Here is a 23322-nt window from a genome sequence, read left to right as displayed (position 1 = left end):
AAACCTCAACATGATAGCGCCCTTATCAACGTGAACGAGATAAGGGCATAACGTGTTAAAGACCGGCTTAGTTAACCGATATTTCTTTAAGTTCAGGAAGCTGATACTGCATCATTTTGTCGACATCTGGGCGATATGCTCGGATTTGACCTCTCCAACCATCAACATTGGTTTTGGCGTAGTTAACACCTTGCATTTCTGCGAGGTTTTGACATTTTTCGTCACCAAAGATAACGGTAAAACTACCATCTTCATGGCTCTTAAAGTCTGGCCGATTAGTGCTAACGATATTGTATTCGTCAGTCATTAAGTAATTGTGAGAGTCATACATGGTTAGAGAACCAAATGCTTTTGCTGGAATAGCATCAAATGTCGCGGTGTAGCATTGGCCTGCTTTAGTATCCTCTGGCGCCCATGATGCGTACATTGCCGTTGATTCAGGGCTTAATCCCCAAGAGCCAGCGATTGTGTATGTCCATTTTTCCCAGTCACTTACGTCATGAATGTCGAACTGGACTGAATCGTACATATCAGGAAGATTTCCCCATTCATCAAGAAGAGCATTGCGCAATGCTGCCACTTGCTCTTCGGTTGTGTCAGCCTCATAGGCAACCGCCGAGTTTGATTCAATCTTCATTTTTGGTTGTAGGACATCTTTGATGTAATCGAGGTCTTCTTGTGTCGCATCGGTACCTGTGCGAATTCCAACGAACACATAGTCTGTATCGATCTCTCCAACTGCGTATTCATACACTCCAGGCTCCCAGACATATTCAACGAAGGTATGGTTCTGGTCTTGAATGTGCAAAGACATAAAACGGTCACCCATTTCAGGTACTTCGATAGTAAAGCCTTCGCGAGTATCAATGATAGCTAAGGAGTAGACCGTATCCACATTTGGGGTTACTAACCAGTTGTCGCCAGCTTTGCTTAGCCCAGGGAAGTGAATAAATTCGTTTATCTCACCTCGATTTAGCATATTCAGCGCAAAGAGGTCGCCTTCTTTTTGCTGGTATTCCATTGCTGTCATACCAAAATCGAGAGGATTTACAGCCCAATTAGAAGAGTCAATTTTTGCGATAACATCAGCAGTGCTTGCGTTGACCAATGTTGAAGATGAAAGTAGGGCAATCGAAAGCGCAAGTGTTGTCTTTTTCATAGTGTTTACCTTATGCAAATTATTAAAGCTGGTAATTAAATTCGATGATGTGGGTGCCGTCTTTATAACTAAGCTGTTCATTCCACTGAGCGAAATAACGAATATTGAACTTAGGGTTGATCTGGTAAGACGCAGCAAATTCGTGATTCAGGATATTGTCACCATCCGCAAACGCATGGTTTTTGTAGTTATCCGAGCCAGATAGTGTCTTCATAAACATTGGGTTGTAGTTCAGCCAAATGTTGTCGGTTAACTCGAGTTTGCCGTACGTCCCCACAACCGCAAATGTACCGGGAACCGTATAACCACTGAGCGTGTCGCCACTATCATTGAGTGCGTTGTTCGCAAATGCAGCGCCGACTCCTGCTAGTGGATAAAGTTGCAGTGCACCAAATGCAGGTAAGGCTTGAATTAGGCTATAAGAAAGCGAACCTGCTTCTGTATTGAAGTTATAGTTGAAGTCCACTTGGGAACCTCGGCCGTTGGTGAGGTCAACACCAAATCGACGCAAGCGTAAGCTATCAATGCTGTCATCGGCATAGTCGCGTACCCCGAGTGCATCACCAAAAGCGCCTTTGAGTTCCAACACATTCATGCCCATCGTAGAGTCGCTGCCTGTATCGAAAGTCTGACCCAGTTTGAGGTTGAGACCTTTGTCGGTGTACCCCAGACCAACTTGTGTATAGACCGCAAGTGGATCTGACATGTCTTGAACGGCTTCCGTGCCTAGATTGTTGTGTCTCTCTGCATAAGCTAAAGGTGTTGCCATGAGCATACAGAGGGTTAAAGGAAGTCGCTCGGTTTGAAACATATCTTTTGCTTTCCGTTATTGAGGTGATGAAAGAATTTTAGGGAAATTTAGATATGCTCAGAAGTGAAGCTGTTGATTGCTAGAAATTAACTATATTAATATCTAGGTCGTTTTTCTTTTCTGAGGTTTGCTGATGAAATCGTTTGATTACAACCTGCTTAAAGTTCTGCGTGTCTTGATAGACACTCAAAATACACGCCATGCTTCTGAGGTTTTGAATCTGAGTCAATCAGCCGTCAGCCATGCTTTGAATCGTTTACGGGATACGTTTGATGACCCTCTATTTATCAGAGAACGCTATGGTTTAGTGCCAACCGAACGCTGTCTAGAAATCGAAAAATCCTTACCTAATTTGATTGAGCAACTTGATGGCTTGTTAGAGCAGAGCGGTGGTTTTAACCCTGTGAAGTACGATGGGAAGATTTCCATCAGTCTTACAAATGCGCTGACTAATGCGGTTGGTGTTCAGCTTTATCAAGAGTTGAGTAAACGAGCGCCAAACGCTCAATTTGAACTCATGGATTGGACGTGGCAGGTAGAATCGAGCCTTTTATCAAGAAAGGTACACGTTGCCTTGGATTATGGTCCGGAAAATTATTCTAAGCAGATAAAGCAGAAATTGATGCCAAAGAGTCGTTATGTCATATGCGTTCGTGAAGAGCACCCATTAACAAAATTGAGTTCAGTAACACTTAAGGATATTGCTCAATACCCCTTAGTATTGATTAGAACGCCAGATTGGCGGAGTAGACATGAAACTGCAGAAGATACCCTACTCAAAGCAGGCTATATGCCCAACGTTGTCTTGAAGTCTGACTCGCCACAAGTGAATTTCGAGGCAATTCGAAACTCTGATGCAATATTTCCAATGATACGCTCAACCGCATCACTGCCTGATGGTATTAAATGCGTAGAATCAATTGAGCAGTCACCAAAATACAATATGGACATTTATGCTTACTATCTTTATCAAACCAAAGACCTCTCTTTAAATGCTTGGTTGTTAAGAGAGATTGAATCCATACTGGAAACTACCTTTTGATATTAATGCCATGGAAAGGCCCGAGTATCAGGCCTTTCGAATTCGCATATTGAGCATGTTCATGTTATCAGTGGTGAAGTTAGTGTCCATTTTGATCATAAGTGGCATGCGCTGAAGGCAGGCGAAAGTATACGTTTTTTCAGTGACCAACCTTATGGATATCAGGCAGAGTCAGAAATTGCGGTGTTCCACAATATCGTTTGTTATCCAAAGTAAAGGGACATAATTTCTGGGCTTAGCCCTTGCACCTTGCCTTGCCTATCGATCTTCTCAAATATTGGCATTCTCGCTTTTTGTTTGTGCTTGAGCTAATAGCCACAAAGCAATAGATGCCAAATTGCAACTGGTTGCATTATAAAGGGTTGCGCGACAAAATGGCCCAGTAACACAACGCAGAGTTGAGGTTGGCTAGTAAGCACTCAACCTAATATTTTAATCTATTCACGGGAGGTAAAATGGAATTTACAAGTGCTAGTGAGGTTCATTTTGAAGCAATTTCTCAACTGGTTTCGTCACCTGAGGAGTTGTATTCAGTTTGTCCTTCAGCTTCTTATCCGTGGGATTACAATCAAATCAATGATATCTCCAAAGTACGGTCAGATTTGACAGTATGCCTTATTGACAATCAGGTTGTTGCCTTTGGGAATTTATATGATGTAAAACCATCAGAAAGTGCTTTCATTGGTAATATCGTGGTGTCTGATGCGTACAAGGGGCAAGGGATAGGGCGAGCCCTTATTGAGCATTTGAGTTTAAAGTGCACAGAGGTTTATCAAGCGATACCGTACTTGTCTGTGTTTAATTACAACACTCGAGCTTTGCTACTTTATATCAAACTTGGCTTTGAACCGTATAGCGCAGAATCTCGACTTTCCCATGATGGTGAAACGGTTGTTTTGCTTCATATGCGTAAGCAACCTGAATATAACAAGCCGTTATAACTGGGTAGTCGCAGGCGGTGTGCTTACTGTTAGGTGGGGCATGCCAATGTAAAATAAGAGAAAGGCAAGATTGTTGTCTATGCTAGATGAGCCTAGCGATACACCCAGCAGCGAAAATGAATCGAAAGGAAACAATGAAAATAACAACATTAGTTGACAACACTCGGCTGGAGAATCGACAAGACTTAGCTGTTGAACGTGGATTGTCACTCTATATTGAAACGGAATCATCAAAGATATTGTTCGATATGGGAAGTGGCAATACGTTTTGTCAGAATGCGCAGCGACTTGACGTTGATATCGAGGATGTTGATATCGCGGTGATATCCCATAGGCACCATGATCATTGTAATGGCGCTATCGACTTTATTGCTCACAACTCAAAAGCCAAGGTGTTTTTAAGAAACAGCGAAGATAAAAACTATTATTTCCGCGCATATGGCTTCAAATATGATGTTGGCGTCAATAAGGATTTACTAAAAAATAGTAATGAGCGGCTCGTATTGGTTGATAGAACGACTGAAATTGCCCCCAACGTATTTGTCATCACTGATATCAGCAGCAAACACGAAAAGCCCAAAGGGAATCAATACCTTTATACCCAATCTCAAAATCGATGGGAGCGAGATTCATTCGATCATGAGTTACTTTTGGTGATCAAAGAAGCCGATGGTTTAGTGATATTTACGGGTTGTGCTCATAGTGGTGTTCTCAATATGGTTGATACCGCTCTTACACATTTTCCTGGCGAGAATATAAAAGCCGTTGTCGGGGGCTTTCACCTAGTTGGGTTGCCATTATTCGATAGTATCGGAGGGACTAAGCAAAACATCAAAGACCTTGGTCTGGCGTTGTTGCAGTACCCTATCGATAAACTTTACACAGGGCACTGTACAGGGAAGAAAGCCTATGGCCTGTTAAAAGAAATACTAGGAGAACGTTTAGAAGCAATGCCTACAGGTCGGAGTATTAGTGTGTAGTGAGGCTGCTGCTTAGGCAGCTTCATCTGTACTATTTCACTTCGTACCTAAGTAGAACTTCATTATCCAAAACAACGTTTGTTGACCAAATGAAGTTAGCTCCAGCGCCACTGAATTTTTCGATAAAGTTCATGTAAGATTTCTTGTTATTCACACCAATTTCATCTTCTGAGTATTCAGTCGCTTGCGGCCATGAAACTGCGTCAAAGTCTTTTGCCATCCAGTTACTTGGAGTAGCCCAGTGAGCTGCATAAGCATTTTCACCGTTATCTGTACCTTGTGTCGTACAGTTCTCCGATAATCGCTTACCATCGATTTCACTCAGGCAACTTAAATCATAGATTGGTGCAGTATAAAATGTCTGAGCTTGCCAATCAGAACCTGTCACAGTACCGTCACTAAAGCTTGCGATAAAGCCACCATCACCTGGGTGGAATGCCTTGCCACGGTTATCTTCTGTACCTAAACCTAAGTTCTCTTCCCAATCAATGACTTTTATAGCAATCGTGTATGGTTTACTGACTTTGAACTTTACAATACTAGAGTTAAACGGTGTGAAAGGTACAGTGTCTACTGCAACGAGCTGTCCATTGGTATATAGCTCGAAGTAGTTGTCAGCAAAGATATAACCAGTGATCTCCTCGCCGTCTTCATCAATAACAGCTACAGGCACAGAGGCTTCATCTACATCAGCTATGCTTTCGGGTGTGATGTTGGCGCACTCTTCATAAAGATCGACCGCCTTTGGCGCAGTTGTGAAATGGTTTTGAGCAGGGACTGTCCATACTTTGCCATCAGCATCAGTAATTTCACCTATAGCCTCTTCGTCACTCAGAAATGCCCATAAACCTGCGCCCCAAGGCGCAACTTGAAAGTAAATCTATAGATTACTCAATCTTTCATTTTTGAATGAATAAGAATCAAGCCTGTCTATTTTTGATCTCTATTGAATTTCGTAGAATGACACCATCAACTTGCCAACACATAATGAAGGTTTGCTATGAGCCCATCGCAACTAATTCTTGAGCTATCTCTTATCGGCACGATGCTACTCGTTACGGGTGTTTTTTTGGTTCGCAGCTATGAAAAAACTGACAGCATAGGAACAAAAGTTCAAAAGATTCTAACTGGCCTTCTCGGTGCTTTTATGGTGATGGCGGGAACCGTAAAATTTTTCGAACCGTTTACGACTATGTTCGCAAAACAGATTGCACTAAGTGAGCTGCCTTTTCCAACTCTGTCTCGTTGGGCTGGCCAATTAGGTGAGATTTTTGCAGGTCTACTGCTACTTGTAGTGATGATTGGTAATAAGGCACTCGCAGCACCGATTAAAGATAAAGCGATGCAGCTATCAACGTTACTAACAACAGCAATTATGTTTGTTGCTGTGTATGTTCATTTACTGCCAAGTGTGCCGGCGCATGTGTTGCCACTGCAATCAAAGCCACCGGTAATGACATTAATTATTCTTGCTTTGGCTTGGCTAAATGCATTCCTCTACTTTCGTAAGAAGTAATCGCTCAAGCAATACGATACGCCAGATTAGACTGCCTAATCTGGCGTTTTTCATTTCATAAGCCCTACAACTATGAATCCCGCTCTGAGTTTATAGAGGCCAAGAACTCAGATGACTGCCCAAAGCGCTCAAAAATCATATCTCTAAAAGCAACGATTCTAGTGGCTATCAGTTTTCTATCCGCCCACACTAAGAAAGCCTTACCCGTTGGGCATTTTACGTTTGGCAATACCTCTACTAACTCTTTTCGTTCGGCACGTTTTTCAAAAGCAGCTCTTGGCATCATACAGATCCCTGCACCTGCCATTGTCGCATCAATGTTCAAGCGCAGACTGCTAACGGAATAGCGTGGTTGATAAGGAACACGGATCGCTTTGCCGTCTTCTTTTAGTTCCCAATATGGCAAGTTATTCCCTGACAGTAGTTGATGATTGATCAGCTCTTCTGCTCGTTTCGGCTGGCCATGCTTTTCAATATAGCTTGGTGACGCCGCTAGCATTAATGGGGACTCAAACAACTGACGCTGCACTAAATGACTGGCATGAGGTGGCGTCGTCACAATCGCAAGGTCAATCTGCTCATCAAAGAAGCGCTCTGTACCTGCACTGAATTGGATGGTTACAGAGACCTCAGGGTGGAGTTGCATAAATTCAATCGCCATCTTTTGCAGAAAGTTATCGGCAAACGGCTCTGGGCAAGAGACTCGGATTTCGCCCGTTAATACTGGTTGGCTATTCGAAAGCTGCGCCCACTCATCATTTAACTGCATAAAGAGAGCAGCGAAGCGCTGATAGTATTCGTCACCTGCTGTAGACAGTTGGAACTGCTTTGCATTACGGTGTACCAGTTTCTCACCTAGCTTATTTTCAAGGCTTGCGACTGCCCTTGATAGCGTTGGAGCTGAAACGTGTGTTTTAAGGCTTGCTGCTGCAAAACCACCGCACTCGACAGATTGGCAAAACAGGTAGAGGTTAGAGATGTCCTTTGCTTTCATTTGATCACCCTTAAGAGTTGTACTCTGAGTTAATCATTCAAATATGAAAGATTCAAGTTCAATGTTGTCTATTTTTGATTGCAAAATTCAGGGCTAATATAACCCCATCAGTTAGCCAATCGCAGTTAAGCATAAGAGAGAGCAGCATGAAAAAATTTCCACGTAAGTTCCAGTACCCACTAATGGTATCTATGGTTCTACCAACTATGCTTCTTAGCATGCCAGCTATCATGGTTGCTAAGACCTTACCGACAAACGGTGTGTTCTTCGATGCATGGTTAAACGCAGTTTCACAAATGGTGCCATCGGCGCTGTTAGTTTTAGCCCTTGTTGCACCAACGGTTCGTCTGTTCGTTACCAAAGTGCTGCTAGAGCCAGAAGTAAAATAAGTCAGTAAAGTTAATAAGTTAGAGAATAGGAAAAGTAAATGAGCGAATTTAAACTACACACTGTTGATTCAGCACCTGAGAAAAGCAAAGCAATCCTTGAAGGCGCACAAAAGCAAATGGGTATGGTTCCAGGTCTTTATGCAGTAATGGCTGAGTCTCCTCAAATCCTAACGGCTTACACACAGCTACATCAGCAATTCACTAATACGTCATTTGATGCTGAAGAGCTAACAGTGGTATGGCAAACCATCAACGTTGAACATGAGTGTCACTACTGCGTTCCTGCACACACTGGTATTGCACACTCAATGAAGGTTGCTCCGGCTTTGACTGAAGCACTGCGTAACGATGAAGCGATGCCTACGGAAAAGCTGCAAGCACTAAAAGACTTCACTCTTTCAGTAGTACGTGAGCGTGGCAACGTCTCAGAGGCAGATCTTGAGGCATTCTTTGCAGCGGGTTACGGTCAGCAACAGGTTCTCGAAGTGATCCTTGGTCTATCTCAGAAGGTGATCAGCAATTATGTAAATCACGTTGCTCACACACCAGTAGACAAAGTATTTGAGAAGTTTGCTTGGTCAAAGAAATAGCCCCACGAGCTAGATGCAATAGAGCGAACGAGTAAGTTCGCTCTTTTATTAACGAAAATTTGGGTGTTGAGATAGAAAGTGCTCTTTGACTATCCGAAGAAGTTGAGAGCAGGTTGATAAGGTTTGATTGTCAAAAATTGACGCGTTAGAGCTTTGATGCTGTCTCACTTTTGTCCAAAAGTTAGTTGTGACCGACTCTCATCAAAGCTTCAACTTAGTGGAAATAGTTCCCATGAAACTTTTCTCTACACAAGCTCCTTCAACAGTTTGAGATTGCTTTTTTTTATATATTTCGATTATTTTGGAAATATATCTTAAGTTGGAGAAAACGATGGAACTTGAAAGTGTGGCTAAAGCCCTTAAAGAGCTTGGGCATCCGACGCGTTTGTCGATCTACAAAAGTGTTGTGAAAGCAGGTCACCAAGGTATCGCTGTTGGTGGGTTGCAAGAGCAGTTGGATATTCCGGGTTCGACGTTATCCCACCATATAGCCAGCTTGGCATCTGCGGGGCTTATTAGCCAACGTCGCGAAGGTCGTACCTTGTTTTGTGTCGCTGAGTATCAGTGTCTAGAAGGTGTGATTGGCTTTTTGCAAGCTGAGTGTTGTGCTGATGAAAAGTGCCAGTAAGCCACTGAGCCTTGATGAAGTATGGCGTCAGTATCAGCATTCGCTTCGAGCGTTTTTGCATAGTAAGGTCGCCAATGAAGCGGATGTCGACGACCTCCAGCAAGAAATCTTATTAAAAACCTATCAAAGCTTGGCTGACGTAAAGAATGAATCAAGCGTTAAAGCGTGGCTTTTCCAACTTGCGCAGCGAACGATCATCGACTTCTATCGCAAGCGAGCCAGAGTGCAAAGGGATGATAGTTTGCACGTTGATGATCTGTGGTTTGAGCAATCACCAGCGAGTATTGAACAAGAACTAGCGAACTGTGTTGCGCCCTTTATTCAAGCTTTACCAGAGTCGAGTGCTTCACTTCTTGGTCGCGTTGAGCTTGACGGAGTGAGCCAGAAAGAACTCGCTGAACAACAAGGTGTGAGCTACTCCACGCTCAAGTCTCGAGTGCAAAAAAGCCGCACAGAGCTTAAAAAATTGTTTGAAGAGTGCTGCGATTTAACTCTGGATAAACACGGTAACGTCATCGACTATCAGCAAAAAAAGAACGGTTGTTCCCGTTGCTAAAATGATGAGAAAACCACAGAATGAAAACGCCCCGCAATAGCGGGGCGCTGTTTTATATCAACCAGAATAAATCCACTCACTGAATTATCCCAATTGGTAAGGTGTCGCTTTACAGCTTAAAGCTGCCAACCATTTTATCTAAACGTTGCGAAAGGTCTTTTAGCTCGGCACTCGCCATTGCTAACTCTTCTGCTGTACCGGTTGTCGCTTCGTTAATGGCATTGATCTCTTCGATATTGTGGTTGATGGTATGCACCACAGTTGATTGCTCTTCTGTCGCAGTTGCCACTTGGGTATTGCGGTCAGAGATATCATGAATTCGCTCAGCAATACTCGTCAGCACTTCTACAGCTTCATCAGATGAAGAGACACCTTCAAGCGTTACCGATTTGCCAGCTTCCATCGCCATTACCGCATCTTTGGCATCGCTTTGCAGCTGGTTGATCATCTTCTGAATTTCTTCCGTTGAGTCTGCTGTACGGCTTGCTAGGTTGCGCACTTCATCGGCAACAACGGCAAAGCCACGACCTTGTTCACCTGCGCGAGCAGCTTCAATCGCGGCATTTAACGCCAGCAGGTTGGTTTGATCAGAGATATCACGGATCACATCCAAGATAGAACCGATATCTTGTGTGGTTGAAGCAAGCTGCTCAATCACTTGACCTGTATTATCGATATCCATCGCTAGGCGGCTGATGGCGTCTTTAGCTTGGTTGACTACGTCCTGACCGAGTTGAGTGTTGTCAGAAGCCAGCGTTGCTGTTTCAGCGGCTGTCGCGGCATTAGAGGCGATTTCGCTGATTGTTGCGCCCATTTGGTTAATGGCAGTGACGACTTGTAAGGTTTGGTCGCGTTGTAACTGGCTATTATCGTATGTCGAATGAGCTTTGCTCGAAACACTGTCCGCTGCAGATTGCAGTGAGTTGCTGGTGGATGCCACTTCGCGCATTGAGTCGTGGATCTTCTCAATAAAGCCATTGAAGCCTTCAGAGAGCTGGGCGATTTCATCGTTGCCTTTGACTTCGATGCGTTGTGATAAATCGCCATCACCTTGTCCAAGGTCGCTAAAGCGAGCTGCGATGCCACGAATAGGACGTGTAATGCTGTTAGCTAGCACAATACCCATTAAGATAAATAGCGCGGCGATAACGGCTGTGGTGAACATCATCTCTTTTGCGACATTGGCAAGATCAGCAAATACTTCATCCACAGGTACGACACTCACCACAAACCAGTCCATTGACGGTACGTATCCGCTTGAGACGATCACGCGTTGGCCTTGGTAGTCTGTTTCGATGATGTTGAAGTTTGATTTGTTAAGCAGTTGAGAGGCTTGAGCGCCGTAGAGTTGGCTTAATGAGCTATTGTTTTTGCTACGATCTCGATGGATTTTTACTGCACCTTTGGCATCGGTTAGGAACACAAAGCCACTTTGCTCGATTTTAAAGTTGTTGAGCAGCGATACCATGTCATCCAACGATTTTGATAAACCTGCCATGGTGAGACCATGAACCAATTGGAAGTTGGTGAACATCTTCACATCGCCGTTTTGCTCTTGGAAAATGCTTACCGAGGTCTCTTTGCCTGACTGCGTAAAGTCAAAAAACCATGTGTCTTGCTGTTGATTAAGTTGGCGCAGAAAACCATTTTGGTTCCAGTAGTAGCCCGTATTGCGGTTAGCAACGGAGGCGTCATTGAGTTGGTACTGTTGACGAACATTATTCAGTTCTTTGACTAGCATCGCTTGCGTTGCTGAATCAATGTCAGTGCCATCAACGGCTTGTTTAATAAACTCATTGTTGGTGATCTGCTCGGCTGCGAGCAACATTTCGCTCACTTCTCGATCTATTTCACTACTGATTTTCTCAACAATAGAGGGAAGTTCGACGTCGATAAGATGGTGTTCTAATACACTGCGTGACTGCTTGTAAGCCAGTACACCCATAATGATGGTTGAGGCAAGTACAGCGAATGTGATGCCTGCAACAACCTTTTGCTTGATGCTAATCTTATTGAAATTCATTGGTTAATCTACCTTTGTATAGCACTTCGTTATTGTGATGTTTGGTGTCGCCTGCTTACCCTAATAGGCGATGTCATCTGTTTGTAGACAGGTCCAATACGAATAGAGTAACGACTGTTTGTGGTATTTCTTTACCCCAATTTGAGATTAAAATCGCAAAATATTGACCATTAGTCAGTTGACTCAGTTAAGCGATTGTTTTTTCGAATCTAAATTCTCAACGGTGGCGGGAGGATGTAGAGAGCGAAGCGGTTTTTAGTGAGCGACAAGTCGAAGGTATACAAGTGTTAGAGCTTGCGGGAAATAGCAGAGAAAGAAGCCGAGAATCCTCGGCTTGTGTATATCATTATTTAATTGAAAGCTGCTCTAAGCGATCGATGGTAATACCAAGCGCTTCATCACCCAGTTTTGCGATGGCTTTTTCATATTTTGATAGCTCGGTATACATCAACAGCAGTTCACTCTCTTCTAGGTGCTGCGCATGAAGCAGCAAGTCTTTATAGGTGAGTAAACGATGCTGAGATTGGCGCAGCATAAGGTGGGTTTCTTGTTGGCTGCTTGATGCTTTTAGTTCCAAATATGCAATCAAATCCGCAATCATTTTTTGCAAATTGCTAAGATCACTTTCGCAATTTGCATCAAAGACCTTTTGATCTCTTTCCATTGTTAGCAAACCTTTCGTTGTGTAACTCGTTAAAAAGTTTGGCTATTTTGGGTGGCTCACTAGGCGGGTAAATATATGCTGGTTAACATGGTCTAGTTATTGCCTTATTTAGGTCAAATATGTCCGTTTAAGGTGGTGCTAATGATAGATCCCATAGTGCAAGTGATTATTTCACGAAGAAAACTTTCTAAGCTAACCCGACAACAGATGGCTGATATTGCAGGAATGAGTCTAAAAACATATCAACGCATTGAGCGAGGGGAGTCCGATATGAAAATGTCGCAGTATCGCTCCATTCTTCGCACGCTGAACTTGACCGACTTGGATATCGCATTGGATGTAAAAGAGATTCAGCCTTTTACCAATGCAGATTTAGTGGCTGCGGCTAGATTGCTAAGCCCTGAAGCGCAAGCATTGCTAGTGCGCTTTATTATGAATGTGTCGAAATAGAGCAGCTTCTAAAGAAAAAGGCGGCTGGAGTGGTCGTGTTTAGCGAGGGCTTATAAGGACAGACACCGTTAGCCCCAAACTCCTACAGGTGCAGTGTTAGAGCTTGGAGCCGTTTGGACGGTTAGTGTCGGGTTGTTGTTGCGAGTTGTTGGTAGTTTTTGTCAAAGAGAACCGCGTGATAGTTTTCACCATCATCAAAACGAACCAGATAGTTTAATGGGTCAGCCAACAGTTGCAGCGACATCTTGTGGTAATCAAAACCCGCTAAGGACAATGGAATCATCTGATAGTTAGGGTAAGAAATGAGATAAACCTGACTATCGGTGGTGATTGCGTAACCATAAAATGATTTTTGTCGATTCTCAGAGACCTGGATATAAGCGATATCCGCAATTTGATCGCTAAGTTCAACCTTGGTGATTGTCATAACATCATCACCGCGCTTGAGATTGTAGAGATCGCCTTTGCTGTCGTAGATAAAGTATCCCCAGTCAAAGGGCTTCATATTAGTGGTTTTTCCCCAGATATTTTCAATCGGGAATTCGATGCCACTCTCTTGCGCCAACTGGTTGATTTCAGTGGTGAGAACAGGATTAACGCCTGCGGTCTCCGCATCAAAAACCACAAACTGATCATCTCTGATCACAAATGCATTTTCTGGAAAGCGAATCGCCCCTAATTGGCTATCAGGGTTGAACAATGGATAGAGTGGTAGTTCCAACCGCTCTAATTGATCAGGGTGGTATTGCAAGCTCAACCGAGCGCTGCGAATTGTGTTTTTATTGTAACTTTGCTTAGCGACAGTAACGGGCAGTTTCCCTTGAATATCAAGGTTTTTCCAGTAAACAAAAGGGAGTGCCAGTTCAAACTCGTTTTTGCTTAGATCACGATGACTTGTTCCGTAAAAGAACTGGTGATTTTGTCCATTTTTCTGGTAAACAAAGTCTTGTAGAACGGCGGAGTAAAATAGGTAGTAGTGACTGCGTTGTACCGCATACTGTTGGTAGAGCAACCAAGTTGTACTGCCGATCAAAACAGTAAGTAACATTGGCATACCGGGTTTTAGTAGCGGTAGTCGACGTGTTTTTACGCTGAGAAAGCTGTCTTTAATCAGCAGAAGCAACCACAGTACTAGCAAGGCCTCAATTATCAATTGCCAATGCGTGTTGGCATTAAGTATTAGGTAAACAACCAGCATGGTTGTTAGTGCTTTTGTTGCGCGTCTTAGCCATGTTTGTTCGACAATCACGGCACACACACCTAAGTAGGTTGCAAGCGCAGGTATTTGTCCCATTAGTAAGTCTTTGGCGGCTAAAGAAACGATATCAATGGGATAGTAGTGCTGAAATACCAGCAATGTGAGCGCAACCAACACCGCGTTGACGAGAAGCAGCAGCGCACTGCCACTAATAAGGTGTTGTATGACCACTCTATCGAGTGACCAAGGCAAATGGGCAAGAATCCGAATCTTATTGCCACTGATTTCAGGAATGTATTGGCAGCATGCAACAACCGTTGCAACAAGTATAAAAACGTAGTTCAGCCAGAGATATGGCTTATCATTAAGGTGGATTAATCGATACCACATCATCGATTCAGGCTCGATATTGGCAAATTGACCAATAAGGTCAAAACCGAAATACCCGCCAATTAAAACCGCACCAAGAAGAAGTAGGGCAAAAATTCGGCGTAGTTTTAACCACTCTTTTAGATAGATTGGGTTGGTCGTCATTAGTATTTACCTACATAGCCGAGAAATCGTTGTTCGAAGTTCATGGCGACTGGAGTGAGCGCTGTACCTATCTGTTGCTCTAATTGGCTTTGCTCTGCGAAGGAGTAAATTAAATGTTGATTACGATAGTGCTCATATCGGTGAACAAGAGGTGTCTGTTTATCTAGCAATTCGCTGGGCATTTGATAGCAAGAGAAACGCTGATTAAACTCTTTCATACTGCTTTGATAGACCTCTGTTGTGCGGTCAACAATGGCAATGTGGTCGACGAGATTTTCCAAGTCGTTCATCACATGAGTGGTGATTAAAACGGTCTTTTGCGTGCCAGATAAGTAATCAGAAAGATAGTCGACAAACAGTTGGCGATATCCAGCATCTAACCCCATGGAGTAATCGTCTAAGATTAATAGATCGGCGTCTTGTGCAAGCACTAGTCCAAGTACCACCTGCGATTTTTGACCAAAAGAGAGTGAACTGAGCGGTTGATTGAGATTGATATCCATCAATGCGATGAGTTCATCAAAGTAACGTTTTTGCCACGCAGGGTAAAATGAGGAGAAGAAGCGTTCGACTTGTTTGACGCTCATAGAGTCGTAACTGATAAAGCCTTCATAGAGCAGAGCTATGCGTGCGCGAGTTTGTGCAGATAGATCCTGCGTTCTTTCGCCAAAGAGTAAGCACTTACCTTGTTGAGGCTGCAAGTAGCCCATGAGTAAGTTGATAAGCGTCGATTTACCCACTCCGTTCTTGCCCAATAAACCAAATTTGGTGCCAGGTTCAATGGTGAGGTTTAGGTTGTGATAAATCGCCTTGTTGCCATAGCTATGAGAAAGGTTTTCGATTGCGATGACGGGTTGGGCACTGTTCATACATCACTCCGTAATGTCTCGGCCGTTCACATAAACGACATGTCCTTCGCCAGCGTTAAGAACGACAGTAAAATCACTTTGTGGTTTTTCAAAATAGATCTCGCCAAACTCATCAAGCTTGGTCTGCATCACAACAGATTGGTTCTGTTCGATACGCACTTCAACCCCTTCCGCTGATGCGCCATCGCTAAAGCCACCTTCACACATAATATAACCATTGCCCTCGTCGTAGCAGGCCATTAGGGCGGTATGCGCCATGCTTGATGCGCTAAATAGGCCAAGAACTAGGGCGAAATAAGATTTGTTCATAATGTACTCCTAATGACAAAAAGCTGACCGAAGTCAGCTTTTTAATAAACACAGTTAAATTAGGTGCTTATAGATCTTGTGCTTCGATCCAAAGTACTGCGTCTTGAGACAGTTCTTTGCCTTTGTATTCAGTGTCAGGACCTGAACCTAGACACGCAAAGCCCCATTTACCCGCTTTAGGAATACCAAAGGTAAACATACCATTGTCATCGGTTACGGCTACGATTGCTGATGCAGGTGTTGCGCTGAAGTTCTCTTTAGCAAATGCATTCGCTTTAGAATCGATCTTGGTGTTGATCCATTCGATTTCACATTCAACGCCTGCTGCAGGTTTACCTTCGCTCAGTACTTGGCCTGTGAAGGTGCTGCCAGCGAACACTTGGTAAGGTTTGTTCTTAGGAACGATTTCAGTTTTCAGACCTAGTGGCTTATCCCAACCAGTTGGCAGTGCACCTTTGTTGATGTAGCGTTTAGTGATTTGTTGAATGTAAACGCCTTCGCCTGCTTCGTAGTATGGAGCAGGAACAAGTGCAAACGCGTAGTCACCATTACGAGTGACTTTGTAGTCAACTTGGTAAGCGTCAGCTTGGTTGTCAGGACCAGTCCACGTGATCTTTTTCAGTTTGCTCAGCAAGTCAGTTTTTTTGTCTTTGAACATAACAAAAAACTCTTCAGGCGCACCCATGTCCATGACATGACCATTTTCCATTGGGTGACCGAATACAAGTTTCATGTCAACCGTGGTTGGTTTTTCCAATTGAGAAGTTGGGGTATAAAGTAGTTGGAAGTGTGCGTGAGAAGCCGCTGAAACTGCTAGTGCAGCTGTGCCAACCAAAAGTGAAATCTTTTTCATTTCCTTCTTTCCTTAAAAATATAATAACTATAATTGTGTTTGTAATTATTCGACGATGTCTTCGCCTTTAATTTCTAGCGCGTGGCCAGGACCTGCGTTAAAGATAACTTTGTAAGTACCTTCAGGTTTTTGGAATTCGAACTCACCATCTTCAGACATTTCGCTTTTGATGATCTCTTTGTCTGAACCGTCTAGAACTAGCATCTCAACACCCGCCGCAGATGAGCCATCGGAGAAGCCACCTTCACAAAGAATGGTGTTGTCCCCAAAGTCGTAACATGAGAACAGTGGAGTGTGAGCTAGAGCAATGCTAGGTACGCTTAGTGCGATTAGCACAGATAAAGCGGTTTTCTTCATGAGATTTCCTCTCTCTTTGAAGTAATCGAATAACAAGAATAAGAATTTCAGAAAGTCAACTATACGCATATGAATGCGCGACCTTTGTAACCTTATTATTGATAGCGATTATCACTTCCATTTGTATTGATCTAAGTCAATTTAAAAACAAATGATAGTACTTATCATTTTACTATTGAGATGCGTCGCTCTAATTTTGAGCAAAATAAAGTGAAAATAACAATGAAACAAATGCTTACGGAACTTAAGCCGGGAGAGGTTGCACGTGTTGTTGGCCACCAATCTCAGGGACTAGTGAGACAACGTCTGCTCGATCTAGGTTTGATACCTCAAACAGAAATCAAATTTATACGTTATGCCCCTTTGGGTGATCCAATCGAAATTAAGGTTGGTTATACCCATGTGGTCATTCGCGCCTCGGAAGCGGAAACCGTGATCGTAGAGAGCCAAGCCTAGCATCGTGAAATGGAGTTGTAGCAATGCAAAGAAGTAAAATTTTATTGGCAGGCCAGCAGAACGCGGGTAAGTCAACCATCTTCAATATGCTGACAGGAGCAAGGCAGCATGTTGCGAATTATCCCGGTGTAACGGTCGATAAGAAAACAGGCTATTTCAGTAATGAGTCAGGTTCTTTCGAACTGGTGGACTTACCCGGGACATACGGCTTAACCAGTTTCTCGCTTGAAGAAAGGGTGGCGCGTAAAGCATTGCGAGAAGAGCAAGCTGACTGTGTTTTGAATGTGATTGATGCGGCTAACTTAAGTCGCTCGCTACACCTAACATTGCAACTGTTAGAGTTGGAGTTGCCATTGGTGATTGCACTCAACATGATGGATGTGGTGCGAAAAGCCGGTCTTGATATTGATGTTGAACGTTTAAAGCAGCAGCTTAATGTACCGATTATCGAGTGTATTGGACGTTTAGGTAAGGGAGTTGAAGCGATTTCTGCCGAAGTCGCACATGCGCAAGTAAGTAGCGTTAAGGTGGATTATCCACTGCTGGATGAGGCGATTAGCGTCATCAGTCATCAGCTTTTTTCTCTAAATATTGACCAGTTACCGAGTGCTCGCTGGCTAAGTTTGCGTTTGCTGGAAAACGATCAAGAAGCGTATAACTGGCTTGAAAACCAGCTAGACAAAGTGAGTTATCAAGAGCTTGAGGCTATCGTGGCTATCGAGCAAGAAGGGCTGTTGGCGAAGTTGGACGGCGAGATTAATGACTACATCGTTGCTCAGCGGCAAAAGCTCGTGTCTTCAATTGTTTCGTCGTGTCTTAAGCAGATAACCGCAGAAGAAAAGACCGCTCTTACGCCTAAAATTGACCGTATTGTACTAAGCCGTTGGGGCGCGCCTATTTTCTTGATCAGTACGGTGTTTATTATTTATCAGAGTGCGATCGTTTACGGCTACGAGTTGACCAACTATTGGTGGCCGTATCTCGCAGCATTGCGTGAAATGATTGCCTCGATATTGCCAGAGGCGGGCTTCCTTCATGATCCTTATGTGCGTTCATTAGGGCTTTGGATTGTTGACTCGGCAAATACCTTACTGAACTACATCCCTATATTCCTGATTCTATTCTCTTTGATCGCCATTATTGAAGACTCAGGTTATATGGCGCGTATTGCTTTTATCGCGGATAAGGCCCTGAATAAATTTGGCTTGCATGGTCAAAGTACTCTGCCAATGATTTTGGCGGGTGTGTTTGCTGGTGGTTGTGCGGTGCCCGGAGTGATGGCAACCAAAGGGATTCCTGACAATAGAGCCCGTCTTGCGACGATCATGACAGTGCCATTTATGAACTGTTTAGCGAAAGTGCCGCTTTACACGCTATTGCTTGGTATTTTCTTCGTCGAAGACAAATCTTTGATGCTTTTCTATATCTCGACGATCACCATTATCGCTGCTTTGCTGGTTGCGAAGTTACTGACTACAACAGTATTGCGTAATCAGGAGCCTTCGCCATTTGTAATGGAATTGCCACGTTACAACTTGCCGACAGTAAGAAGTGTGGTGACTCGCGCGGTAGAACGTACTTGGATTTATATCCGTAAAGTGGGCACCATTGTGTTGGCGGTTTCTACGGTGATCTTTGTATTGCTCCAATTCCCGGGTATCTCAGAAGAGAGCGAGGCAAAATACCAAGCGAGAGCGGAAAAAGCTGTAGCAAAATTTGAGCGTTCGATTGCTAAAACCGATTATGCCGATACGTTAGAACAGCAAATGATTCCTGATTTAGTTAACTTTTATACCGATTTTAAAGCGGCGAAACTAAACGCCAAAGGTGCAAAAGCGTCAAAACAGGTTAACCAAGATTTCAAACTTCGTAATGAGCTGTTCTTCTCGGTGATTGCGCCTGCGAAAGGGGACAAATCTGCTAAGACAGTCAGTCGTTCACTTCGTAAGCTGGTTTCAGAACGTAAGAAGATTCGCCGAGAAATGAAGGAAGAGCGCTTAGAGGCATCGTTACTCGGTAGCATGGGGCGCAGCTTAGAACCTGTCACTCAGTACGCGGGCTTCGATTGGAAGATAAACGTAGCGCTGTTCTCTTCTTTCGCTGCGCGGGAAAGCAGTGTGGCAACGTTGGGCGTATTGTTCCAGCCAGATGAAGACAGCAACCAGAAGCTTGAAGAGCGTATGGGGTCGTCATCGGAACTAAGCAGTCACGGCGAGCTTGCAGCTGTCGCATTGATTTTGTTCTTTATCCTATACCCACCTTGTTTGGCTACTGTGATGATGATTAAGGTGCAAACGGGTGAGTATAAGTGGATGTTGTTGTCGATATTCTTACCGACGCTGCTTGGCTTTACTGTCGCAACAACAGTGTACTCCATTGGTACGGCCTTTAACTTGAGCGGTGTAGCCATGATGAGTGGCGCTTACTTTACGGGTGTATTAGGGCTGATATTAGTGGTGATCAAGGATCGCTTTGTCAAAGGTAAAAGTCACGGTGACATACCGATAAAGATGGTGGAGTAGAACTATGTTTAGCCAAGAAATTCAGTTCTGGGATATTGCCACGGTAGTTGTGGTGGTGGGTATCGCCGCTTACTATTTGTACAGAAAGCTTATCGCTAAGAAAAACCATGGTGATTGTAGTTCGTGTCCTAGTTGCGATAAGAGCAGTAAAAGGTAACCTTGTTTTCGACAAAGATTCACGTGATTTCAAGATGCAGGATTTAGAGCATGGTCACTGGTTCGGCTACAAGGAAAGCCGCGACGTGAAATAGCCATCGACTATCTAGGTATATCCGCCCCAAATATCGTTATGATATTTGGGGCTTTTTTCATGGTTGAGAACTAATATTACTGATATTTTTGTCGTTCAAAGTTTGACCTGTTTGATTAGCCTTTGTAGGCTGGGACTTATGTAATGATCCCTGAGGTATTGATGCGATGAATCGTTATTGCTCAAATTGTGGAAAGACATGTGAACACATAGAAATTGTTAAACAGAAAAAATCACCCTACGGAAAAAGCCGTAAAGAACAGTTTAAAGCCTTTATTTCGGGCTTTATATCCGGTGCTGCGGTTGGCGGTGCTCTTGCGTCGCTTGAGCTGATTGACCGTTATGTCCAATGCACCCAATGTCGGCATTTGACACTCGAAAACAAGGGTGAGGAATTTCAATAACGAGCCGTTAAAACACAAGGAGCGTGACGTGAGTTATCCGATTAAAGCAAGTTGCCAATGTGGGCAAGTCTCATATCAACTTAAAGCCGCACCGCAGATGGTGGTGGCGTGTCACTGTAAAGAGTGCCAAAAACTCGCTACTGCGCCCTTTAGCGTGACTGCGATGGTAAGGGCAAGCGATATCGATTTTTCAGGGGAACTGGCTGAGTGGAGTCGTAAAGCGGACAGTGGCAATATCAATAGCGCCAAGTTTTGTCCTCGTTGTGGTAATCGAGTGCTGCATTACAACCCTGCCGAGCCGGATATGATTAAGCTCAAACTTAAACCTGTGCACTATCAAGAGGATGGTATTTTCGAGCCCAAGGTTCATGTGTGGGTGAAAGAAAAGGTCTCTTGGTACGTTATTCCTGAAGGTGTCAAAACCTTTGAAGAGCAACCCTAGAAAAGAAAACAGCGCCATTATGACGCTGTTTTAGTAATGGGGGAGTCACCTCGGTTAGATTTTGAACTTGTTCAGTTCTTGGTGCAGTTCTGCCGCGCCATGAGAGAGTTCATGACTGATATCGACCGACTGCGTCATGGTGTCTGTCACATCAATTGCCGTGTCGTTAATGATCACCACATTGCGATTGATTTCCTCAGCGACAAGGCTTTGTTCTTCTGCCGCAGACGCGATTTGGTTGTTCATATCATTGATGATTTCAATCGCTTGGTTAATTTCTGCTAGGGCAATTTGCGCCGCTTCGGTTTCACCTTTGGTATCGGCTGCTTGTTGGCTGCTTGTTTGCATGAGACCGACAATACTCTGTGTATCTTGCTCTAGACGAGCGAGCATCGCGCGGATCTCCTCCGTTGAACTTTGTGTGCGATTGGCAAGATTTCTCACTTCATCGGCAACAACGGCGAAACCTCGACCAGCTTGACCTGCACGTGCTGCTTCGATAGCTGCGTTTAACGCTAGTAGGTTGGTTTGCTCTGCAATGCCACCAATTTCAGTCAAGATGCCTTGGATATTGGCACTAGACTGAGCAAGACTCAGAGTTTGCTGCTGAGCATCGCTGACCTGCTCTGCAAGCGCTTCCATTGCATGGGCGGCATTGTCCATGCGGTCCATACCATTACGGCTGCTTACTTGCACTTCGCCGGCAGCTGAAGCGGCTTGTACCGCCGAGTTTGCCACTTCTTGCGCTGCTGCCGTCATCTCGTTAATAGCGGTTGCCAAAGAGTTAACTTCATTAAGCTGGGTGTTGAGTTTATCTTTTGCCATTTCGCCACTGGCTTTACCTTCACCAGCGTGATGGTCAACTTGCAGTGCGGTCTCTTTGGCGGCTCTAATCATCTCTTGCATGCGGGCTAGAAACGCGTTGAACCATTGCGCAAGTTGCGCGGTTTCATCTTTTCCTTTTACTTCTAAGCGGTAGGTTAAATCACCTTCGCCTTGAGCAACGTCTTTGAAACGCTCAACCAGATTGGATAGAACACGGCCCAAAGAGGTGGCGATTACCGTCATAGCAAGTACACCGGCTAACATGGCTAAAACGCCCGCCCAAACGCCTTTTTCAAGCGCACTGCTGTTCATTTCTTCGTTCCAATGGGTAAAGTCAGTGATGCTCTTTTGCAGAACTTCCGTCGGCACTGAAACGATCACGACCCATGGAGCGCCAGAAGTTTGGATAGAGGTAACCGCATACTCCTGACCATTTTGCGTCATCATGCCGATCTCAGAGCGAGTCGCGAGATCTTGGATGTCACTCCACTGTTTGTAGAGTAGCGAGGGTACTTTTTTGCCCACACTGGTCGGCAGCTTGCTGTTCGCCAGTGTCGCACCGCCCCATGACGCGATGATGATGTTGCCTTGCCCTTCGAATAGCTCTTTCGCCAAGGTTTCACTTTGACCTTGCAGTTTATGCAGTGATAGATCAAAGCCCAGCGAACCAATGATCTTGCCATTAAGGCGAATTGGTTGGCTGATGGTCGTGATAAGCTCTTGCTTACCACGTACTGGGTACATATAAGGTTCCATTACGAATGGACGACCCGTCTCATAAGGAGCCAAATGCCAATCATCAATACGTTCGCCGTTAGCGTTTAAAGCAGTATTGGTAAAGCTTTCCATGCCTAGCGCATCAAAACCACCTTCACTGTTTGGCGAGAAAAATGGTGCTAGGTGCCCGTCTGGGCTAAATGCTGCCGCAGCAGCAGCTTCTGTTTCGATTGGCCACGTTTTTTGTTCAAAAACCATGTAACCCGCAAAAACTGCTTCATCTTGTGCTTTTAGCGCAGCGATAAAGTGGTTTACCAGCGCATCTGCACCAGCGCCATCAAAGGCACTTTGCTCCATGATTGAGCGCAATTGACTTAAGCTACGAGTGACAGGAAAAAGATCGTTAGCGATAATTTTGCTTTCTTCAGAAGCGGTAAAACGTAGGTGAGAAGTAGTTGCTTCAGTTAGCTGATCTGTCACTTTGTGTGAGATCTGTCGGTTGACCTCGGTAAACGCATTGGTTGTCATCCCCATTGCGATCAATAGGGTAAACGCCATTGCTGCGCCTGCCGTGACTGCGATCCGTGTACGGATACTATTAAACATGCTCGATTGACCCTCAGTTAATTATATTTGTGTGAATCGCGGGGATTATATCGACAAGTATTGAATGCAATATGTTGCTTTGTGATGAGTTGTTAATGGGTTAATTGATGTTATGAATATGGGTTTGTCAGTGACTAAATTATGTCACTAGGAATAAGGTGACTTTAAGTGCAATTTCATGATTAACCATATGTATTTTAAAGTAAAATTGAAATGGAACTATTATTGACGCTATAA

25 protein-coding genes and 1 pseudogene are annotated in these 23322 nt (G+C 44.1%); 14 read left to right on the top strand and 12 right to left on the bottom strand.

Annotated features, from left to right (window positions below):
• Window positions 1–67 precede the first annotated feature (67 nt).
• Complete coding sequence (locus GZK95_RS21425; RefSeq protein ID WP_075713841.1) at window positions 68–1159, bottom strand: DUF1254 domain-containing protein; 1092 nt, start codon at window positions 1157–1159, stop codon at window positions 68–70.
• A gap of 22 nt (window positions 1160–1181) precedes the next feature.
• Complete coding sequence (locus GZK95_RS21420) at window positions 1182–1970, bottom strand: hypothetical protein (protein WP_075713839.1); 789 nt, start codon at window positions 1968–1970, stop codon at window positions 1182–1184.
• A 133-nt stretch (window positions 1971–2103) separates the two neighbouring features.
• On the opposite strand from GZK95_RS21420, the gene GZK95_RS21415 reads away from it, so the two are divergent.
• The 4 genes from GZK95_RS21415 to GZK95_RS21400 all read left to right on the top strand — a co-directional run bounded on the left by GZK95_RS21415 (window position 2104) and on the right by GZK95_RS21400 (window position 4933).
• Entirely contained in the window at window positions 2104–3012 is a 909-nt protein-coding gene (locus GZK95_RS21415; protein WP_075713837.1) for a LysR family transcriptional regulator, read from the top strand.
• Window positions 3013–3060: 48 nt separating this feature from the next.
• Complete coding sequence (locus GZK95_RS21410; RefSeq protein ID WP_139315025.1) at window positions 3061–3228, top strand: cupin domain-containing protein; 168 nt, start codon at window positions 3061–3063, stop codon at window positions 3226–3228.
• A gap of 239 nt (window positions 3229–3467) precedes the next feature.
• Window positions 3468–3953, top strand: a complete 486-nt coding sequence (locus GZK95_RS21405) for a GNAT family N-acetyltransferase (protein ID WP_075713835.1) — start codon at window positions 3468–3470, stop codon at window positions 3951–3953.
• A gap of 134 nt (window positions 3954–4087) precedes the next feature.
• On the top strand, window positions 4088–4933 hold the full coding sequence (locus GZK95_RS21400; protein ID WP_075713869.1) for an MBL fold metallo-hydrolase: 846 nt from the start codon (window positions 4088–4090) through the stop codon (window positions 4931–4933).
• 31 nt (window positions 4934–4964) lie between these two features.
• Here GZK95_RS21400 and GZK95_RS21395 read toward each other — a convergent pair.
• Window positions 4965–5750, bottom strand: a pseudogene (locus GZK95_RS21395) (hypothetical protein); the annotation flags it as partial.
• A 183-nt stretch (window positions 5751–5933) separates the two neighbouring features.
• Here GZK95_RS21395 and GZK95_RS21390 point away from each other — a divergent pair.
• On the top strand, window positions 5934–6449 hold the full coding sequence (locus GZK95_RS21390) for a hypothetical protein (protein ID WP_075713833.1): 516 nt from the start codon (window positions 5934–5936) through the stop codon (window positions 6447–6449).
• Between the two features lie 70 nt (window positions 6450–6519).
• Here the strand turns inward: GZK95_RS21390 and GZK95_RS21385 are convergent, their stop codons facing one another.
• A complete protein-coding gene (locus tag GZK95_RS21385) occupies window positions 6520–7443 on the bottom strand; it encodes a LysR family transcriptional regulator (protein ID WP_075713831.1) in 924 nt (307 codons plus the stop codon).
• Window positions 7444–7589: 146 nt separating this feature from the next.
• Between GZK95_RS21385 and GZK95_RS21380 the strand changes: the two genes are divergently transcribed.
• The 4 genes from GZK95_RS21380 to sigZ all read left to right on the top strand — a co-directional run bounded on the left by GZK95_RS21380 (window position 7590) and on the right by sigZ (window position 9606).
• Window positions 7590–7832 carry a DUF2798 domain-containing protein gene (locus GZK95_RS21380; RefSeq protein ID WP_075713829.1) on the top strand — a complete coding sequence of 81 codons (243 nt, stop codon included), beginning with the start codon at window positions 7590–7592 and terminating at the stop codon, window positions 7830–7832.
• Window positions 7833–7870: 38 nt separating this feature from the next.
• Window positions 7871–8422: a carboxymuconolactone decarboxylase family protein gene (locus GZK95_RS21375; protein ID WP_075713827.1), complete on the top strand. Its 552-nt coding sequence runs from the start codon at window positions 7871–7873 to the stop codon at window positions 8420–8422.
• 331 nt (window positions 8423–8753) lie between these two features.
• Entirely contained in the window at window positions 8754–9050 is a 297-nt protein-coding gene (locus tag GZK95_RS21370; protein WP_075705693.1) for an ArsR/SmtB family transcription factor, read from the top strand.
• The gene (gene sigZ / locus GZK95_RS21365) at window positions 9034–9606 is read left to right on the top strand and encodes an RNA polymerase sigma factor SigZ (RefSeq protein WP_075705691.1); all 573 of its coding nucleotides are present in this window, start codon (window positions 9034–9036) and stop codon (window positions 9604–9606) included. The genes GZK95_RS21370 and sigZ overlap by 17 nt, the downstream gene beginning before the upstream one ends.
• A gap of 109 nt (window positions 9607–9715) precedes the next feature.
• Here sigZ and GZK95_RS21360 read toward each other — a convergent pair whose 3' ends face one another.
• Together GZK95_RS21360 and GZK95_RS21355 are read right to left on the bottom strand one after the other, a co-directional pair.
• Entirely contained in the window at window positions 9716–11629 is a 1914-nt protein-coding gene (locus GZK95_RS21360; protein WP_075713825.1) for a methyl-accepting chemotaxis protein, read from the bottom strand.
• 346 nt (window positions 11630–11975) lie between these two features.
• Window positions 11976–12293, bottom strand: coding sequence for a hypothetical protein (locus tag GZK95_RS21355; RefSeq protein WP_075705689.1), 318 nt, complete (start codon window positions 12291–12293; stop codon window positions 11976–11978).
• 141 nt (window positions 12294–12434) lie between these two features.
• On the opposite strand from GZK95_RS21355, the gene GZK95_RS21350 reads away from it, so the two are divergent.
• Window positions 12435–12743, top strand: a complete 309-nt coding sequence (locus GZK95_RS21350; protein ID WP_075713823.1) for a helix-turn-helix transcriptional regulator — start codon at window positions 12435–12437, stop codon at window positions 12741–12743.
• A gap of 121 nt (window positions 12744–12864) precedes the next feature.
• On the opposite strand, the gene GZK95_RS21345 is transcribed toward GZK95_RS21350, so the two are convergent.
• From GZK95_RS21345 to GZK95_RS21325, 5 genes are all read right to left on the bottom strand, one after another.
• On the bottom strand, window positions 12865–14475 hold the full coding sequence (locus GZK95_RS21345) for a DUF4857 domain-containing protein (RefSeq protein ID WP_075713821.1): 1611 nt from the start codon (window positions 14473–14475) through the stop codon (window positions 12865–12867).
• Window positions 14475–15344 (bottom strand): ABC transporter ATP-binding protein, encoded by an 870-nt coding sequence (locus GZK95_RS21340; RefSeq protein ID WP_075713819.1) that lies wholly within the window; start codon window positions 15342–15344, stop codon window positions 14475–14477. Before GZK95_RS21340 ends, GZK95_RS21345 begins: the two co-directional genes overlap by 1 nt.
• 3 nt (window positions 15345–15347) lie before the next feature.
• Window positions 15348–15653, bottom strand: a complete 306-nt coding sequence (locus GZK95_RS21335; protein WP_083626122.1) for a hypothetical protein — start codon at window positions 15651–15653, stop codon at window positions 15348–15350.
• Window positions 15654–15720: 67 nt separating this feature from the next.
• Entirely contained in the window at window positions 15721–16506 is a 786-nt protein-coding gene (locus tag GZK95_RS21330) for a DUF4198 domain-containing protein (protein ID WP_075705679.1), read from the bottom strand.
• Window positions 16507–16551: 45 nt separating this feature from the next.
• Window positions 16552–16863 (bottom strand): hypothetical protein, encoded by a 312-nt coding sequence (locus GZK95_RS21325; protein ID WP_075705677.1) that lies wholly within the window; start codon window positions 16861–16863, stop codon window positions 16552–16554.
• 222 nt (window positions 16864–17085) lie between these two features.
• On the opposite strand from GZK95_RS21325, the gene GZK95_RS21320 reads away from it, so the two are divergent.
• The 4 genes from GZK95_RS21320 (at window position 17086) to GZK95_RS21305 (ending at window position 20937) form a co-directional block, all read left to right on the top strand.
• Window positions 17086–17319, top strand: coding sequence for a FeoA family protein (locus GZK95_RS21320; protein WP_075706218.1), 234 nt, complete (start codon window positions 17086–17088; stop codon window positions 17317–17319).
• Window positions 17320–17342: 23 nt separating this feature from the next.
• Window positions 17343–19841 (top strand): ferrous iron transport protein B, encoded by a 2499-nt coding sequence (feoB, locus tag GZK95_RS21315; RefSeq protein WP_075713815.1) that lies wholly within the window; start codon window positions 17343–17345, stop codon window positions 19839–19841.
• Window positions 19842–19845: 4 nt separating this feature from the next.
• A complete protein-coding gene (locus GZK95_RS21310) occupies window positions 19846–19998 on the top strand; it encodes a FeoB-associated Cys-rich membrane protein (protein ID WP_083626120.1) in 153 nt (50 codons plus the stop codon).
• A gap of 525 nt (window positions 19999–20523) precedes the next feature.
• Window positions 20524–20937 carry a GFA family protein gene (locus tag GZK95_RS21305; protein WP_075705671.1) on the top strand — a complete coding sequence of 138 codons (414 nt, stop codon included), beginning with the start codon at window positions 20524–20526 and terminating at the stop codon, window positions 20935–20937.
• Window positions 20938–20991: 54 nt separating this feature from the next.
• Here the strand turns inward: GZK95_RS21305 and GZK95_RS21300 are convergent, their stop codons facing one another.
• Complete coding sequence (locus GZK95_RS21300; RefSeq protein WP_075713813.1) at window positions 20992–23085, bottom strand: methyl-accepting chemotaxis protein; 2094 nt, start codon at window positions 23083–23085, stop codon at window positions 20992–20994.
• Between the last annotated feature and the right edge of the window lie 237 nt (window positions 23086–23322).

Source organism: Vibrio panuliri (genome assembly GCF_009938205.1).
Classification (GTDB): domain Bacteria; phylum Pseudomonadota; class Gammaproteobacteria; order Enterobacterales; family Vibrionaceae; genus Vibrio; species Vibrio panuliri.
Note: the sequence above shows the minus strand (reverse complement) of the source record. Positions and strands in the feature narration are given on the sequence as shown.

What these genes read in the sequence shown, in the direction of transcription:
- GZK95_RS21425 (WP_075713841.1), bottom strand. Translation starts at nt 1,159, where the DNA reads ATGAAAAAGACAACACTTGCGCTTTCGATTGCCCTACTTTCATCTTCA.
- GZK95_RS21420 (WP_075713839.1), bottom strand. Translation starts at nt 1,970, where the DNA reads ATGTTTCAAACCGAGCGACTTCCTTTAACCCTCTGTATGCTCATGGCA.
- GZK95_RS21415 (WP_075713837.1), top strand. Translation starts at nt 2,104, where the DNA reads ATGAAATCGTTTGATTACAACCTGCTTAAAGTTCTGCGTGTCTTGATA.
- GZK95_RS21405 (WP_075713835.1), top strand. Translation starts at nt 3,468, where the DNA reads ATGGAATTTACAAGTGCTAGTGAGGTTCATTTTGAAGCAATTTCTCAA.
- GZK95_RS21400 (WP_075713869.1), top strand. Translation starts at nt 4,088, where the DNA reads ATGAAAATAACAACATTAGTTGACAACACTCGGCTGGAGAATCGACAA.
- GZK95_RS21390 (WP_075713833.1), top strand. Translation starts at nt 5,934, where the DNA reads ATGAGCCCATCGCAACTAATTCTTGAGCTATCTCTTATCGGCACGATG.
- GZK95_RS21385 (WP_075713831.1), bottom strand. Translation starts at nt 7,443, where the DNA reads ATGAAAGCAAAGGACATCTCTAACCTCTACCTGTTTTGCCAATCTGTC.
- GZK95_RS21380 (WP_075713829.1), top strand. Translation starts at nt 7,590, where the DNA reads ATGAAAAAATTTCCACGTAAGTTCCAGTACCCACTAATGGTATCTATG.
- GZK95_RS21375 (WP_075713827.1), top strand. Translation starts at nt 7,871, where the DNA reads ATGAGCGAATTTAAACTACACACTGTTGATTCAGCACCTGAGAAAAGC.
- GZK95_RS21370 (WP_075705693.1), top strand. Translation starts at nt 8,754, where the DNA reads ATGGAACTTGAAAGTGTGGCTAAAGCCCTTAAAGAGCTTGGGCATCCG.
- sigZ (WP_075705691.1), top strand. Translation starts at nt 9,034, where the DNA reads ATGAAAAGTGCCAGTAAGCCACTGAGCCTTGATGAAGTATGGCGTCAG.
- GZK95_RS21360 (WP_075713825.1), bottom strand. Translation starts at nt 11,629, where the DNA reads ATGAATTTCAATAAGATTAGCATCAAGCAAAAGGTTGTTGCAGGCATC.
- GZK95_RS21355 (WP_075705689.1), bottom strand. Translation starts at nt 12,293, where the DNA reads ATGGAAAGAGATCAAAAGGTCTTTGATGCAAATTGCGAAAGTGATCTT.
- GZK95_RS21350 (WP_075713823.1), top strand. Translation starts at nt 12,435, where the DNA reads ATGATAGATCCCATAGTGCAAGTGATTATTTCACGAAGAAAACTTTCT.
- GZK95_RS21345 (WP_075713821.1), bottom strand. Translation starts at nt 14,475, where the DNA reads ATGACGACCAACCCAATCTATCTAAAAGAGTGGTTAAAACTACGCCGA.
- GZK95_RS21340 (WP_075713819.1), bottom strand. Translation starts at nt 15,344, where the DNA reads ATGAACAGTGCCCAACCCGTCATCGCAATCGAAAACCTTTCTCATAGC.
- GZK95_RS21335 (WP_083626122.1), bottom strand. Translation starts at nt 15,653, where the DNA reads ATGAACAAATCTTATTTCGCCCTAGTTCTTGGCCTATTTAGCGCATCA.
- GZK95_RS21330 (WP_075705679.1), bottom strand. Translation starts at nt 16,506, where the DNA reads ATGAAAAAGATTTCACTTTTGGTTGGCACAGCTGCACTAGCAGTTTCA.
- GZK95_RS21325 (WP_075705677.1), bottom strand. Translation starts at nt 16,863, where the DNA reads ATGAAGAAAACCGCTTTATCTGTGCTAATCGCACTAAGCGTACCTAGC.
- GZK95_RS21320 (WP_075706218.1), top strand. Translation starts at nt 17,086, where the DNA reads ATGAAACAAATGCTTACGGAACTTAAGCCGGGAGAGGTTGCACGTGTT.
- feoB (WP_075713815.1), top strand. Translation starts at nt 17,343, where the DNA reads ATGCAAAGAAGTAAAATTTTATTGGCAGGCCAGCAGAACGCGGGTAAG.
- GZK95_RS21310 (WP_083626120.1), top strand. Translation starts at nt 19,846, where the DNA reads ATGTTTAGCCAAGAAATTCAGTTCTGGGATATTGCCACGGTAGTTGTG.
- GZK95_RS21300 (WP_075713813.1), bottom strand. Translation starts at nt 23,085, where the DNA reads ATGTTTAATAGTATCCGTACACGGATCGCAGTCACGGCAGGCGCAGCA.